Here is a 14690-nt window from a genome sequence, read left to right on the forward strand (position 1 = left end):
CGCTCAGAGCAGGAACGACGCGACGCGTTCCCCCGCTGGCTGCACTCCTACAATCACCACCGCGGACACACCGCGCTCGCAGGCAAACCACCCGCCAGCCGCGTCCCCAACCTCACAGGGCAATACACCTAGGGCTGGGCGCTTGCGCGTCCGAGGCCCTCCAGCAGCAGGGTTGTGAAGCCGCGCACCCAGCCGGCGTCCACCGGGCCCCCGCTCACCAGCGAGCGGTGCACCACCGCGCCCGCGATCACGTCGAAGATCAGGTCGACGATCGCCTCCGGCTCGGCCGAGTCCGGCGCGTCGGCGGGGAGCTCCCCGCGCCGCTGGGCCCGCCGCCGCCCGTCCAGCACGAGCCGCTTCTGGCGCTCGACGATCGCCTCCCGCACCCGGGCGCGCAGCGCCTCGTCGTACGTCGACTCGGCGATGACCGCCATCAGTGAGGTCTTGGCCTCCGGGCGCTCCAGCAGCGCGGCGAAGGAGACGATGACGCCCTCCACATCGGCGCGCAGACTGCCCCGGTCGGGCAGCTCCAGCTCGTCGAAGAGCACCGCGACCGCGTCCACCACCAGCTCGCTCTTGCCCGCCCAGCGGCGGTAGAGGGTGGTCTTGGCGACCCCGGCGCGGCTGGCGACCTGGCTCATGGTCAGCCTGCTCCAGCCCACCTCGACGAGCGCGGAGCGGGTCGCGTCGAGGATCGCGCGGTCCGCCGCCGCGCTGCGCGGACGCCCGCGGCGGTGCGGGACGGGTACGGCCGAAGCACACACAGCGCCGACCATACCGCCCAGTACGTCCCGCACAGTGAGCCGGATCACGCCGTGCGGCGGCGGAGCTCCTTGCGCGGACATCGGGGCCGGGAGTTACGCTACGACGCGTAGCGGAATGCCGGGGGCGCGGTCCGCCGCGACCGCACGCGACAACCACGCGCCGGGTGGGGACCCGGTGTCCATGGCGAACCGCTGCACACCGAGCCGTGGGAAAGGGGGAGACTGGTCTCATGCAGCCACGCAATATGTCCATGAGCGGAGTGGTCGACCTCGCCGCGGTGAAGGCGGCCGGAGAGGCCAAGCAGAAGGCGGAGGAGGCCCGCGCCCAGGCCACCGCCGAGGGGGGCGCGGCGCCGTCCGGCCCCCTGGTGATCGACGTCGACGAGGCGGGTTTCGAGGCGGAGGTGCTCCAGCGCTCCGCGCAGGTGCCGGTCGTCATCGACTTCTGGGCCGAGTGGTGCGAGCCGTGCAAGCAGCTCTCACCGGTGCTGGAGCGGCTCACCAGGGAGTACGCGGGCCGGATCCTGCTGGCGAAGATCGACGTCGACAAGAACCAGATGCTGATGCAGCAGTTCGGCGTCCAGGGGATTCCCGCGGTCTTCGCCGTCGTCGCGGGGCAGGCCCTGCCGCTGTTCCAGGGGGCGGCGCCGGAGCAGCAGATCCGCGCGACGCTGGATCAGCTGGTGCAGGTCTCCGAGGAGCGTTTCGGGATCACCGGCCTGCAGGGGGCCGCGCCGGAGGACGACGAGGAGGAGGCCGCGCCCGAGCCGCAGGCCCCCGAGGACCCGGTGCTGGCCGCCGCGCAGCAGGCGCTGGACTCCGGCGACCTCAGCGGCGCCGTGCAGGCGTACAAGAACAAGCTGGCCGACGAGCCGGGCAACGTCGAGGCGAAGGTCGGCCTGGCCATGGCCGAGCTCCTCGGCCGGGTCCAGGGGCTGGACGCACGCCAGGTCCGCAAGGACGCGGCCGACCGGCCGGGCGATGTGCAGGCCCAGCTCAAGGCGGCCGACCTGGACATGGCGGGCGGTCATGTGGAGGACGCCTTCGGCCGGCTGGTGGACACCGTGGGCCGGACGGCGGGCGAGGAGCGGGACGCGGCCCGGCTGCGGCTGCTGGAGTTGTTCGAGGTGATCGGCGGGGAGGACCCGAGGGTCGTCTCGGCGCGCGCCGCGCTCACCCGCGCGCTGTTCTGAGCCGGGCGCACCCGGGAGCGGTGCGCCCGCAATCGGCGGTCGCTCACTCGGGTGAGCATGGTTTCACCGCTCATTGATTTAGCGACAACAGCGGCTGCTTTGCCAAAACTTGGCTGATGCAGCCGCTGTTACTCGTAGTAACCGCAGTGCGGCACTCTGTGGCGTTATGCCCGATATGACCCGCAGGGTTTCCGCGCCGCCCGGCCACCGTGGGTGTCCGGTGCGCATAGCTCGGCGTGCGCGGCGACACGCGCGCGTTACTCGTAGGTAATGAACCCCCTTGTGTGCGGGCCTCAGATGCACGACGATCGGCCACGCTCGGTCCGTTGCCCGCAGCCGACAACCAATCGGCGCCCGGTGGCCGCGGTTCCCCACCGAGCCGGACAGTGAGGTCCCCGCCGTGCTGCGGGATCCGCTTCCGCACAAAGCAAGGCCGCGCGGGCGCGCGGCCCGTGGTTGTCGCTCGGGGGTGGTCGCCGACAGCTCGGACGTGGCACGTGACCCGGCCCCGTTTCCGTTGACGGCGCTCCCCTTCCCGAGGACGTAGCACTTCTCCCTCCCCCGCCCCGGCCCGGGAGGCCCCCCGGAGATGTACGTCCGAGAAGGAGGAAAGTCATGGAGTCCCTGGCGCGTGGCGGGACCAGATGGAAGCGGTTCGCGGTGGTGATGGTGCCGAGCGTGGCGGCCACCGCAGCAATCGGCATCGCCCTCTCGCAGGGCGCGCTGGCGGCGTCGTTCAGCGTCTCCGGCCAGCAGTTCAAGGTCACCGCCGACCAGCTCGACGGGCAGGGCTTCGTCCAGTACGGCGCGGTCGACAGCAACAAGTCGGGCAAGAAGCCGGTCGCCGTGGTCGGGCTGAACTCGGCCAAGATCCGCAACCTCTGCCAGTCCGTCGTCGTGCCCGTCCCCCTCTTCGGCGACCTCTCGATGAAGCTGACCGCGGGCGGCGGGGGAGGCCCCCGCGTCGAGGCCAAGAAGCTCTACATCGACGCCGACGTCATGCGCACCAACGCGACGTTCAACAACATCGACATCGGTGTCTCCGTGGACAAGACCACCAAGGGCCCCGGCCCGCACGGCGGCGACAACTACCGCAAGGACTCCTTCGCGCAGCAGGCCGACAGTGTGAAGTTCACCGACGTCAAGCAGCGCGCCTGGGCCACCACTGCGGGCACGTTCAAGCTGAGTGGCTTGCACATGGCCGTCGCCAAGGGCAAGAAGGAGTGCTACTGACGCTCCGGCCCTGAGCCGGAGCACCCGGCCGTACGGCCCCGCGGACACCCCCGTTCCGCGGGTCCGTACGGCCCGCCGACCTCACCCCAGTGCCGCGCCAGCCCGAGGAGCCCCACCACCATGAGCGCCGTCACGCGACAGAGTCCGCTGGCCGCCATCGGCCGCACGCGTATGTCCTTCCGGGACTGGCGCGGCAGGCGCCCGTTCTGGGGCGGGCTGCTCACGCTGCTCGCCGGGGTGCCGATCATGTACATCCCCTACCAGAACCTCACGCTGGGCTCGCTGACCATCCGGATGTCGACGACGGCGGGCGCCGGTTCGCTGATCATCGGCGTGCTGCTGGTCGTGCTCGGGCTCACCATGTGGTTCCAGCCGCAGTCCCGGGTGTTCGCGGGCATCGCGGCGATCCTGCTGGCGCTCGTCTCGCTGGTCGTCTCGAATGTGGGGGCCTTTCTCATCGGCTTTCTGCTCGGCCTGTTCGGCGGCGCCCTGGGGGTGGCCTGGATGCCGGGCGAGCCGGTCCCCGCGCCGAAAGGGGCGAGCGCGCCGAACGAAGCGAACGGGAGGGAGCACCGTGCAGGCTGACGCGTCGCGCGGCGGCGGCAGACGGGGACCGCGGCACGCGGCCCCCCGCAAGCCGCTGCTGACCCGGCTGCACATTCCGGCGGGCAAGGCCGCCGCGGTGGCGGCCGTTCCCACAGCGCTGCTGGTGAGCATGGGCATCACCCCGCAGCTCGCCCAGGCCAGGCCGCTGCCCAAGAACCCCTTCACGGGCGACGCCTGCGTCTCCGCGCCCGACAAGGACGAGACCGAGGCGGAGAAGCAGGACCGCCAGGAGCGGGCCGAGAAGCTCAAGCGAGAGCTGGCGCAGGAGCGGGCGAAGAAGCAGAAGGCCGAGCAGGACGGCAAGGACGGCAAGGACGGGAAGTCCGGCAAGGACGGGAAGTCCGGCAAGGACGGGGAGGACGGCAAGTCCGGGGAGGACGGCAAGGACGGGGAGCGGGAGGGGAAGCCGGACGACGCGCCCTCGCAGGACGCCGCCACCCCGGATCCGGAGTCCTCGGCGCCCTCGGCGTCCGGTTCCGGCGCCCGGAAGAAGGCCGCCGAGCCCGACCCCGATCCGTCCCCCTCGCCGTCCGAGTCCGCCGAGAACCCCTGGTACGACCCGCTGGGGCTGGGCAAGAAGCTGGAAGACGTCCTGACGCCGGACAAGGCGGATCCGGAGCCGGAGCGGAGCGCCGACCCCACGCCCACCCCCACGCCGTCGCCGTCCGCGTCGGAGTCCCCGGAGTCCCGGACGCCCGCGCCCGGCGCCAAGAAGCGGGAGACGGCGAAGGACGAGGGCGCGAAGGGTGAACAGGGCGGGACCGGCGACTCCGGCGGGCCCGCGTCCGGGAGCCGCGCCCGGGAAGCGGACAAGGCCAAGCCCGACGCCAAGCCCAAGCCCAAAGCCAAGGACGCGTCCGGCGGCCGCGGCAAGGCCGGCCCGAAGGGCAGCGACGCGGACACGCCCGGCGCTGTCGAGCCCGGCAAGCACGGCGAGGCGCGGGACTACGACCCGGACAAGGACGCCGGGAAGCCCTTCCCCTGCCCGGTCGAGGGCTCGTACGGCGGCAAGGGCGAGCAGACCCCGGCCCCGGTCCCCAACCAGCCCTGGAAGCTGAACGCGTCCTCGCTCGCCCTGAAGGGCCTGAGCTACAAGGGCGTCGTCACCATCACCATGCCGAACGGCCGGACGAAGCAGGCCCTCAAGTACACGGCCGACGCCCTCGACATCGGTGATCTGCACCAGACCGTGGAGGGCCCGGGGGGCAGGACCACCCATGTCCAGGCGGCCGAGGGGTCGATGTCCACCATCCGCGGCGGTCAGGTGACGATGTACACGGAGGAGCTGAAGGGGAATCTGTTCGGGCTGATTCCGATCACGTTCAGCCCGACGTCACCGCCGCCGCTCGATCTGCCGTACGTCTATTTCACGGATGTGACGGTGCGGCAGTCCGCGCAGTTCGGCGGCAACCTCACGGTGCCGGGGCTCCACACGTACCTGACGTGACCACGGCGCTCAGTCGCGTTCGTTGCCCAGGCGGTGGACGCGGACCATGTTCGTCGTGCCCGGGACACCGGGCGGGGAGCCCGCCGTGATCAGCATCGTGTCACCGGCCTCGTAGCGCTGGAGCTTCAGCAGCTCCGCGTCCACCAGGTCCACCATCTCGTCGGTGTGGTCGACGTGCGGCACGACATGGGTCTCCACGCCCCAGGTGAGGGTGAGCTGGTTCCGGGTCGAGGGGTCCGTGGTGAAGGCCAGGACCGGCTGGCAGACCCGGTAGCGGGACAGCCGGCGGGCCGTGTCACCGGACTTGGTGAAGGCCACCAGCGCCTTGCCGTCCAGGAAGTCCGCCATCTCGCACGCCGCGCGGGCGACGGAGCCGCCCTGGGTGCGGGGCTTCTTCCCGGGGGCCAGCGGCTGCAGCCCGCGGCCCAGCAGCTCGACCTCGGCGGCCTCGACGATCTTCGACATGGTCTTGACGGTCTCGATGGGGTACTGGCCCACCGAGGACTCCGCCGAGAGCATCACCGCGTCCGTGCCGTCCAGGATCGCGTTGGCGACGTCGCTCGCCTCGGCGCGCGTGGGGCGGGAGTTGGTGATCATCGACTCCATCATCTGGGTGGCGACGATCACCGGCTTGGCGTTCCTCCGGCACAGGTCGATCAGCTTCTTCTGCACCATCGGGACCTTCTCCAGCGGATACTCCACCGCCAGGTCGCCGCGGGCCACCATCACGCCGTCGAACGCCGCGACGACGCCCTCCATATGGGCGACCGCCTGCGGCTTCTCCACCTTGGCGATCACCGGCACCCGGCGGCCGACCTCGTCCATGACCTGGTGCACGTCGCGGACGTCCGCGGCGTCCCGGACGAAGGAGAGGGCGACCATGTCGCAGCCCATGCGCAGCGCGAAGCGCAGGTCCTCGACGTCCTTCTCGGAGAGCGCGGGCACGTTGACCGCCGCGCCGGGCAGGTTGATGCCCTTGTGGTCGGAGATGACGCCGCCCTCGATCACGATGGTGTGGACGCGGGGACCGTCCACCTCCACCACCTGGAGCTGCACATTGCCGTCGTTGATCAGCACCGGGTCGCCCTTGGCGACGTCGCCGGGCAGGCCCTTGTACGTGGTGCCGCAGATGGTCCTGTCGCCGGGCACGTCCTCGGTGGTGATGGTGAACTGCTCGCCGCGCACCAGCTCGACCGGGCCCTCGGCGAAGGTCTCCAGCCGGATCTTGGGGCCCTGGAGGTCGGCGAGCACGCCGACGGCGCGCCCGGTCTCCTCGGTGGCCTTGCGGAGGCGGTGGTACCGCTCCTCGTGCTCCGCGTGGGAGCCGTGGCTCATATTGAAGCGGGCCACGTTCATCCCGGCCTCGATCAGCGTTTTGAGCTGGTCGTAGGAGTCGACGGCGGGGCCCAGGGTGCAGACGATTTTGGAACGGCGCATGGAGACGATCCTATCGTTTTGTTTAGAGGTTGAACGAATCGAGTGGGCCGACGCGGTCAGCGGGCGCTGACCAGTGTGTAGGTCTGTTCCGCGATCTCCAGCTCCTCGTCGGTCGGGACGACGGCCACCGCGACCCGGGCTCCCTCGGGCGAGATCAGCCGGGGCTCGTGGCCGCGTACGGCGTTCAGATCCTTGTCGACGGCCAGGCCGAGCCCCTCCAGGCCCGCCACCGCGGCCTCCCGCACGGGCGCGGCGTTCTCGCCGACCCCCGCGGTGAAGACCACGGCGTCCACCCGGCCGAGCACGGCGTAGTACGCGCCGAGGTACTTCCGCAGCCGGTGGATGTAGATGTCGAAGGCGAGCCGGGCCGCCTCGTCGCCCTCGCCGATCCGGCGGTCGATCTCCCGCATGTCGTTGTCCCCGCACAGCCCGACCAGCCCGCTGCGCTTGTTCAGCAGCTCGTCGACCGCGTCCGCGTCCATCCCCGCCACCCGGTGCAGATGGAAGACCACCGCCGGGTCGACGTCCCCGGAGCGGGTACCCATCACCAGCCCCTCCAGCGGGGTCAGGCCCATCGAGGTGTCCACGCACCGGCCGCCCCGTACGGCGGACGCCGAGGCGCCGTTGCCCAGGTGCAGCACGATCAGATTGGTCTCGGAGGGGTCCCGGCCCAGCAGCTCGGCCGCTTTGCGGGAGACATAGGCGTGCGAGGTGCCGTGGAAGCCGTAGCGGCGCACCCGGTGCTCGTCGGCGGTGCGCACGTCGATGGCGTAGCGGGCCGCGCTCTCCGGCATGGTGGCGTGGAACGCCGTGTCGAAGACCGCGACCTGCGGCAGGTCCGGGCGCAGCCGCTGGGCCGTGCGGATCCCGGTGATGTTCGCCGGGTTGTGCAGCGGCGCGACCGGGACGAGGCGCTCGATCTCCGTGAGCACCGCGTCGTCGATCAGCGTCGGCTCGGTGAACCGCAGCCCGCCGTGCACCACCCGGTGCCCGATCGCGGCCAGCTCGGGCGCGTCCAGGCCCAGCCCGTCCGCGGCGAGCTCGTCGGCCACGGCCTCCAGCGCGGCGTCGTGGTCGGCGACCCGGCCGTCCCGCTCGCGCCGGCCGCCGCCGGTGGTCAGCGGCTCGTGGACCAGCCGCGAGGTCTCCTCGCCGATCCGCTCCACCAGCCCGGTGGCCAGGCGCGCTGCGTTGCCGTTGCCGCCGCCGTCGCCGCCCAGGGCGAGCAGCTGGTACTTCAGCGACGAGGAGCCGGAGTTGAGGACGAGGATCCTGGATGCGGTCACGGTGCGCGGGCTTTCTCTCGGGGATACGCGGGGACGGGCGGGTCAGACCGGGCTCTCGCCCTGCGCCTGGACGGCGGTGATCGCCACGGTGTTCACGATGTCCTGCACCAGGGCGCCGCGCGACAGGTCGTTGACCGGTTTGCGCAGGCCCTGGAGCACGGGCCCCACGGCCACGGCTCCGGCCGAGCGCTGTACGGCCTTGTAGGTGTTGTTGCCGGTGTTCAGGTCCGGGAAGATCAGCACGGTCGCCTGGCCCGCGACCTTGGACCCCGGGAGCTTGGTGGCCGCGACCGACGGCTCGACCGCGGCGTCGTACTGGATCGGCCCCTCCGTCAGCAGGTCGGGGCGCCGGGACCGGACCAGCTCGGTGGCCCGGCGCACCTTCTCCACCTCGGCGCCGGAGCCCGAGGTGCCCGTGGAGTAGGAGAGCATGGCGATCCTCGGCTCGACGCCGAACCGCGCCGCGGTGGTGGCCGACTGGATCGCGATGTCGGCGAGCTGCTCGGCATCCGGCTCGGGCACCACCGCGCAGTCCGCGTAGACCAGGACCTTGTCCGCGAGGCACATGAAGAACGCCGAGGAGACGATCTTGGCGTCGTCCCGGGTCTTGATGATCTCGAAGGACGGGCGGATCGTCGCGGCCGTCGAGTGCACCGCACCGGAGACCATCCCGTCCGCCAGGCCCTCGCGCACCATCATGGTGCCGAAGTACGAGACGTCGGAGACGATGTCGTAGGCCAGCTCGTAGCTGACGCCCTTGTGCGCGCGCAGCCGGGCGTAGGTCTCGGCGAACCGTTCCCGCAGCGGCGAGGCCAGCGGGTCGACCAGGCGGGCCGTGGCGCGGCCCGTGGCGTCCGGGGCCTCGCCGTCCCCGAGCAGATCGAGCGCCAGGCCCAGCTCGGCGGCGCGCTTGCGGACGGCCGTGGGCTCCCCCAGCAGGGTCAGATCGCATATGCTGCGGCGCAGCAGCACCTCGGCGGCGCGCAGCACCCGCTCCTCGGTGCCCTCCGGCAGCACGATGTGCCGCCGGGCCGCGCGGGACCGCTCCACCAGCTCATGCTCGAACATCATCGGCGTGACCCGTTCGCTGCGCACGACCGCGAGCCGCTCCGAGAGCTGGCCCGTGTCCACATGCGTCTCGAACAGCCCGAGCGCGATCTCCGCCTTGCGCGGGGTGGCCGCCGTCAGCTTGCCCTCCAGCGGGATCAGCTCGCCCGCCGTCGGCATGGAACCGCCCGGCACCGTGAGGACCGGGGTGCCGGGCGCGAGGCGGGCGGCCAGCGCGAGCGTCTGCTCGCCCGGCCGCTCGTCGAGGGTGAGCAGCAGGCCCGCGATCGCGGGGGCGCCGGCGGAGTGGGCGGCGAGCGCGCCGATGATCAGATCGGCGCGGTCCCCCGGCGTGATCACCAGGCACCCCTCGGTCAGCGCGGGCAGGAAGCTGGGCAGATGCGCCCCGCCGAAGACCAGGTGACGGACGTCACGCGAGAGGCCCGAGTGGTCGCCGAGCAGCACCTCGGCACCCATCGCCTCCTTCACCTGCTGCACGGTGGGCGCCGCGAGCGCGGGCTCCTCCGGCAGCACGTACACCGGTTCCGGCAGCCGCTCCGCGAGGCTCCCCAGCGCGTCCCTGGCCTCCTGGCTGCCGACCCGGTTGGCGACCATCGCGAGCAGGTCGGCGCCGAGCGAGGCGTAGGCGTGGTGTGCGTTGCGCACCTCCGCGGCGACGGCCTCGGGCCCCTGGTCCCGGGTCGTGGAGACGACGGGGAGTACGGCGGCGCCCAGCTCGTTGGCCAGCCGGGCGTTGAGGGCCAGCTCCGCGGGGAGGCCGGTGTCCGCGAAGTCCGTGCCGAGGACCAGCATCGCCTCGTAGTCCTTGGCGACCCCGTGGAAGCGGTCCACCAGCCGGGACATCAGCTCGTCCATGCCCTGCTCGGCCTGGAGGGTGGCGGCCTCGGCGTAGGTCATGCCGAACGCGGAGGCGGCGGGCTGGGTCAGGCGGTAGCGGCTGCGCAGCAGGTCGTAGAGCCGGTCGGGGCCGTCGTCGTGCACCAGCGGACGGAATACCCCGACGCGGTCCACCTGGCGGGTCAGGAGCTCCATGACTCCCAGCTCGACGACCTGACGGCCGTCACCCCGGCCGATGCCGGTCACATACACGCTGCGGGTCACGCACTCGCTCCCTTACGTCGAGACTGCCTGGGCGCCGCCATATGGACAGCGGAAAGCGCCCGCATGGATGCGGCGATACTCTTGACAATACCTGTGATTGTCGGTAAGTCGCGCGCCGTCCGTCCCCCGGACTGGCTGTCCTGTCGCCTTCAACCCGTGAAACAATCCCATCGGCTCATCACTGCACGCCACTGGACCAGCCCGCAGCCGCAGCCCGAGCAACCGAGCAGGAGAAGCGAACCCCATGCGCATCGGAGTCCTCACCGCAGGCGGAGACTGCCCCGGTCTCAACGCCGTCATCCGGTCCATCGTCCACCGCGCCGTGGCCGACCGAGGCGACGAGGTCATCGGCTTCGAAGACGGCTTCAAGGGCCTGCTCGACGGCCGCTACCGCCCGCTCGACATCAACTCCGTCAGCGGCATCCTCGCACGCGGGGGCACCATCCTCGGCTCGGCCCGGCTGGAGCGCGCCCGGCTGGCGGACGCCTGCGAGAACTCCGAGGAGCTGTTCGGCAGCCTCGGCCTGGACGTGCTCATCCCCATCGGCGGCGAGGGCACCCTCACCGCCGCCCGGATGCTGGCGGACGCGGGCCTGCCGGTGGTCGGCGTCCCCAAGACCATCGACAACGACATCTCCGCCACCGACCGCACCTTCGGCTTCGACACCGCGGTCGGGGTGGCCACCGAGGCCATGGACCGCCTCAAGACCACCGCCGAGTCGCACCAGCGCGTCATGGTCGTCGAGGTCATGGGGCGGCACGCGGGCTGGATCGCGCTGGAGGCCGGCATGGCGGCCGGCGCCCACGCCATCTGCGTACCGGAGCGCAACTTCGAGGTCGACGACCTGGTGAAGATGGTCGAGGAGCGGTTCGCGCGGAACAAGAGGTTCGCGATCGTCTGCGTCGCGGAGGGCGCACACCCGGCCGAGGGCTCGATGCCGTACCAGAAGGGCGCGATCGACCAGTACGGCCACGAGCGGTTCGCCGGAATCGGCAACCGCCTCGCCATCGAGCTGGAGCACCGCCTCGGCAAGGAGGCCAAGCCGGTCATTCTCGGCCACGTCCAGCGCGGCGGCACCCCGACCGCGTACGACCGGGTGCTGGCCACCCGCTTCGGCTGGCACGCGGTGGAGGCCGCGCACCGCGGCGACTTCGGCCAGATGACGGCCCTTCGGGGCACCGACATCACGATGGTTCCGCTGGCCGACGCGGTGACGGTCCTCAAGACGGTTCCGCAGGACCGGATGGACGAGACGGAAGCGGTGTTCTGAGCCGGGGTTCGTGAGGGCCGGGCAGGGGCTGCCCCTTTCCGTGCGTCGCGGGCTGCGGGTGCGCGTCGGTTGCGCGCGCACCTGTGCCCCGTCAGGGGCGCGGGGAACTGCGCGCCCAGCCACAGCGGCGGCTGCGGCCCGCGACGCACCGTCAGGGGCACCCCCTGCCCGGTCAACACACCTAGCGGAAGAAGCGCAGCGGAACCGCCTCCGCCATGGCGGACATGCCCGCGTCGTTCGGGTGCAGCCCGTCCCCGCTGTCGAAGCCCGCACGCAGCCGCTCGGGGTCGGCCGGGTCCCGTACCGCGGCGTCGAAGTCGATGACGCCGTCGTACCCCCCGCCGGTGCGGATCCACCGGTTGAGGGCCGTGCGGGCGGCCTCCCGCTCCGGCGTGTAGAAGCCGAGGCTGTCACCCTTGAACGGCAGCACCGTGCCGCCGAGGACACGCAGCCCCCGGGCATGGGAGCGGGCGATCAGGCGCCGGTGCCCGGCGATCAGTTCGGCCGCCGTGACCTCCTCGTCGACGGGCGCGTCGCGCCCCGGGTGGCCGAGGTCGTTGACGCCGAGCAGCACGGTGACGTAGCGCACGCCCGGTTGGCGGGCCACGTCGCGGTCGAAGCGCCTCAGGCCGCTCTCGCCGAAGTACGCGGCGTAGTCCTCGGCGGGGGACCCGGCGGGCGGATTCGGGTCGCGCAGCAGGCGGTTGCCGCCGATGCCCGCGTTCAGCACGCCGACCGGGTCCGGGCCCGGCGCCTCCCGCAGCCGCCGGGCGAGGTGGTCCGGCCAGCGGTGGTTGGCGCCGACCTCGGTGACGGAGCCGTCCGTTATGGAGTCGCCGAGGGTGACGACGGCGCGCGGGCGGTGCCCCGGCGCCGTACGCGCGGCCACCCCGGACAGGAAGTGCCAGCTGGTGTTGGTGGACACCGGTTCGATGTCCGTCTTCCCCACGACGTTGCCCGCGGCCACATAGCCGTGCTGGAACGCGGAGGAGTGGACGGTGGCCGCGCGTGTGCGGCGCGGCAGATAGACGCTGACGACGAGGTCCGACCCCGCGGGGGAGCGCAGCGGGACGGGGTCGCTCCACCGCGCGGCACCCGGGGGAAGGACGAGGTGCCCGCGGCCGCCGAACCGCAGCACCCGCTCGCTGCCCGGCTCGATCGCGGTGCCGGAGCCGCCGCTCGCGCCGCGTGCGAGCTGCGCCTCGCCGACGACCAGCGGCTGCTCGCCGAACTCGTTCGTCAGCCGTACGCGCAGCCGGTCGCCCGCGATGCTGGTGTGCACCACTTGGCGCAGGGTCTGGTCCTCGAAGACGGTGTCCGCGCTCGCGGGCACGCCGGTCGGCGCCGCGGCCCAGGTGCCGGTCCAGCCGGGCCGGTGGCCGTGGCCGGGCGCCGCGCGCTCCGCCGCGGCCGCGGGACCGGCGGCCAGGAGCGTCAGCCCGCCCGCGAGCACGGTGCGACGGCGCGTCAGAAAGCGATTGCTGCCCATGGAGTGCGGTCCCTTCTCCGGAACGACGGGGGTGTTCTATACATGCCAAGCTGAGGCATGCGGAAACGTCCGTGACACCGGAGACCCCCGGCCCCCCGTGCGCCGCTACGGGCGCACGGGGTCGGCGGGTTCGGGCTCGGCGGGCTCGGCGGGCGCAGCTCCGGCGCGGGGGACGGAGGGGGCGCCGGACACGTCCCGGGACGGCCTGGGGGCCGCCGGAGTGCGCAGGCCCAGCCAGGCCAGCAGCAGGACCAGGGCGAGGGCGCAGCCGGCGATGGTGAAGCTCAGGGTGAACTGGGACTGCGCGGGCAGGGCCGGAGCCCCGGGCGGCAGATGGGGGACGGTCTTGGAGGTGAGCACGGTGGTGATCACCGCGGTGCCGATGGCGCTGCCGGCGGAGCGGGAGATGGAGTTGAGGCCGTTGGCGATGCCGCTCTGGTGGTGCGGGACGCTGGCCATGATGATCGCGGGCATGGCCGCGTAGCCGAGGCTGATGGCGGCGCCCACCAGCATCCCCCCGCCGATGACCGAGACGCTGTGCGCGTGCTCGGCGGCGATCCAGGCGAACCCGGCGGAGCCGAGCAGCGAGGCGGCGGCCAGCACCGGGCGGGGCCCGTGCCGCCGCACGAGCTGCCCGCCGACCGGGGCGGCCAGCAGCGAGACGAGGGCGCTGGGCAGCAGATACTGGACGGAGGCGCGCAGGATGGAGGCGTCGAAGCCGTAGCCCGCGACGCGGGAGGGCATCTGCACCAGCGTGGAGACGCCGACGAAGAGCGTGAACGCGCCGAAGCCGGTGATCAGGCCGGCCAGGTTGGCGAAGAGTACCGGGCGGTGCGTGAACATCCGCATGTCCACCAGCGGTTCGCGGACCTTCCGCTCGATGAGGACCCAGAGCGCCGCGGCCACCGCGGCCCCGGCGTAGCTGCCGACCGTGCGGGCGGAGGACCAGCCCCACTCGTGCCCCTGCGTGGTCGGCAGCAGCACCAGCACGAGCGTGGCGGCCAGCGCCAGGGCGCCGGGCACGTCGGTCCGGCCGCCGGTCTTGTGCCGGGTGGCCGGCACCAGGAAGACGACGGCGAGGAGGGCGAGGGCGGCGAGCGCGGTCGCCATCCAGAACGCGCTGCGGTAGTCGGGGTCGTCCCCGGCGGTCAGCAGTCCGACGAGCACCAGCGCGAGACCGCTGCCGAACGCGAGTGTGCCGCTGACCAGCGCCATCGCCCCGGGCAGCCGCCGCGGGCCGATCTCCTCGCGCAGGACGGACAGCGCGAGCGGGAAGATCGCGGTGGCCGCTCCCTGGAGTACCCGGCCGACGATCAGCCAGGTCAGCGAGTGGGTCGTGGCGGCGAGGAGGGAACCGGCCACCATCACCACCAGGACCGCGACCAGGGTCGGCTTCTTGCCGTGCTGGTCGCCGAACCGGCCCAGCAGCGGGGTGAAGACCGCGGCCGACAGCAGGGTGGCCGTGGTCACCCAGCTCGCGTTGGCGGCCGAGGTGTCCAGGCTGGTCTGGATGAGGCCGAGGATCGGCACGACCAGGGTCTGCATCATCGCCACGACCATGGCGGCGAGGCTGAGCGCGAAGATGATCGTCGGCTCGCCGCGGCGCCCTGCGGACGCGGGGCTGGTGGAACTCATGGGAGGGGTCCTTCGAGCTGATTCACATGTGCTGTTTCAGAACATGAAAGCTTGACTTCCTCAAGCAATAGTCGTCGAAGGTAGCGCGAATGGTTGAGGTGGTCAAGTTAATGTTTGATGCCCTCAAGGACCGCCGTTACAGTCGGGGCCATGAGCGCCCC

Annotated in this window: 11 protein-coding genes and 1 pseudogene; 6 read left to right on the plus strand and 6 right to left on the minus strand. The window is 72.2% G+C overall.

Features of this window, described 5'->3' with window-relative positions; translation table 11 throughout:
* Nucleotides 1-132: pseudogene (locus G5C65_RS16615) on the plus strand (IS481 family transposase); the annotation flags it as partial.
* On the opposite strand, the gene G5C65_RS16620 reads toward G5C65_RS16615, so the two are convergent.
* Nucleotides 129-776, minus strand: coding sequence for a TetR/AcrR family transcriptional regulator (locus tag G5C65_RS16620; protein WP_206441885.1), 648 nt, complete (start codon nucleotides 774-776; stop codon nucleotides 129-131). The pseudogene G5C65_RS16615 and the gene G5C65_RS16620 overlap by 4 nt on opposite strands.
* A gap of 218 nt (nucleotides 777-994) precedes the next feature.
* Here G5C65_RS16620 and G5C65_RS16625 point away from each other — a divergent pair, with 218 nt between their 5' ends.
* The 4 genes from G5C65_RS16625 to G5C65_RS16640 all read left to right on the plus strand — a co-directional run bounded on the left by G5C65_RS16625 (nucleotide 995) and on the right by G5C65_RS16640 (nucleotide 5243).
* Nucleotides 995-1957, plus strand: coding sequence for a tetratricopeptide repeat protein (locus G5C65_RS16625; protein ID WP_165299628.1), 963 nt, complete (start codon nucleotides 995-997; stop codon nucleotides 1955-1957).
* Nucleotides 1958-2572: 615 nt separating this feature from the next.
* Entirely contained in the window at nucleotides 2573-3190 is a 618-nt protein-coding gene (locus G5C65_RS16630) for a DUF6230 family protein (RefSeq protein ID WP_165299629.1), read from the plus strand.
* Nucleotides 3191-3310: 120 nt separating this feature from the next.
* The gene (locus G5C65_RS16635; RefSeq protein ID WP_165299630.1) at nucleotides 3311-3775 is read left to right on the plus strand and encodes a DUF6114 domain-containing protein; all 465 of its coding nucleotides are present in this window, start codon (nucleotides 3311-3313) and stop codon (nucleotides 3773-3775) included.
* Complete coding sequence (locus G5C65_RS16640) at nucleotides 3765-5243, plus strand: hypothetical protein (RefSeq protein ID WP_165299631.1); 1479 nt, start codon at nucleotides 3765-3767, stop codon at nucleotides 5241-5243. The genes G5C65_RS16635 and G5C65_RS16640 overlap by 11 nt, the downstream gene beginning before the upstream one ends.
* A 9-nt stretch (nucleotides 5244-5252) precedes the next feature.
* Here the strand turns inward: G5C65_RS16640 and pyk are convergent, their stop codons facing one another.
* The 3 genes from pyk to pta are packed head-to-tail and all read right to left on the minus strand — an operon-like array spanning nucleotide 5253 to nucleotide 10135.
* Nucleotides 5253-6680 carry a pyruvate kinase gene (pyk, locus tag G5C65_RS16645; protein WP_165299632.1) on the minus strand — a complete coding sequence of 476 codons (1428 nt, stop codon included), beginning with the start codon at nucleotides 6678-6680 and terminating at the stop codon, nucleotides 5253-5255.
* Between the two features lie 56 nt (nucleotides 6681-6736).
* A complete protein-coding gene (locus G5C65_RS16650; RefSeq protein WP_165299633.1) occupies nucleotides 6737-7966 on the minus strand; it encodes an acetate/propionate family kinase in 1230 nt (409 codons plus the stop codon).
* A gap of 42 nt (nucleotides 7967-8008) precedes the next feature.
* Nucleotides 8009-10135, minus strand: a complete 2127-nt coding sequence (gene pta, locus G5C65_RS16655; protein WP_165299634.1) for a phosphate acetyltransferase — start codon at nucleotides 10133-10135, stop codon at nucleotides 8009-8011.
* A gap of 244 nt (nucleotides 10136-10379) precedes the next feature.
* Here pta and G5C65_RS16660 point away from each other — a divergent pair, with 244 nt between their 5' ends.
* Nucleotides 10380-11405, plus strand: a complete 1026-nt coding sequence (locus G5C65_RS16660) for a 6-phosphofructokinase (protein WP_165299635.1) — start codon at nucleotides 10380-10382, stop codon at nucleotides 11403-11405.
* Between the two features lie 181 nt (nucleotides 11406-11586).
* On the opposite strand, the gene G5C65_RS16665 is transcribed toward G5C65_RS16660, so the two are convergent.
* Nucleotides 11587-12894, minus strand: a complete 1308-nt coding sequence (locus G5C65_RS16665) for an SGNH/GDSL hydrolase family protein (protein WP_165299636.1) — start codon at nucleotides 12892-12894, stop codon at nucleotides 11587-11589.
* Between the two features lie 105 nt (nucleotides 12895-12999).
* Complete coding sequence (locus G5C65_RS16670; RefSeq protein WP_165299637.1) at nucleotides 13000-14529, minus strand: MFS transporter; 1530 nt, start codon at nucleotides 14527-14529, stop codon at nucleotides 13000-13002.
* Between the last annotated feature and the right edge of the window lie 161 nt (nucleotides 14530-14690).

It is taken from the genome of Streptomyces boncukensis (assembly GCF_011045075.1).
Classification (GTDB): domain Bacteria; phylum Actinomycetota; class Actinomycetes; order Streptomycetales; family Streptomycetaceae; genus Streptomyces; species Streptomyces boncukensis.

Bases quoted from the DNA above. Each gene is read 5' to 3' on its own strand.
- G5C65_RS16630 (WP_165299629.1), top strand. From the start codon at position 2,573: ATGGAGTCCCTGGCGCGTGGCGGGACCAGATGGAAGCGGTTCGCGGTG.
- G5C65_RS16635 (WP_165299630.1), top strand. From the start codon at position 3,311: ATGAGCGCCGTCACGCGACAGAGTCCGCTGGCCGCCATCGGCCGCACG.
- G5C65_RS16625 (WP_165299628.1), top strand. From the start codon at position 995: ATGCAGCCACGCAATATGTCCATGAGCGGAGTGGTCGACCTCGCCGCG.
- G5C65_RS16670 (WP_165299637.1), bottom strand. From the start codon at position 14,529: ATGAGTTCCACCAGCCCCGCGTCCGCAGGGCGCCGCGGCGAGCCGACG.
- G5C65_RS16665 (WP_165299636.1), bottom strand. From the start codon at position 12,894: ATGGGCAGCAATCGCTTTCTGACGCGCCGTCGCACCGTGCTCGCGGGC.
- pyk (WP_165299632.1), bottom strand. From the start codon at position 6,680: ATGCGCCGTTCCAAAATCGTCTGCACCCTGGGCCCCGCCGTCGACTCC.
- G5C65_RS16660 (WP_165299635.1), top strand. From the start codon at position 10,380: ATGCGCATCGGAGTCCTCACCGCAGGCGGAGACTGCCCCGGTCTCAAC.
- G5C65_RS16620 (WP_206441885.1), bottom strand. From the start codon at position 776: ATGGTCGGCGCTGTGTGTGCTTCGGCCGTACCCGTCCCGCACCGCCGC.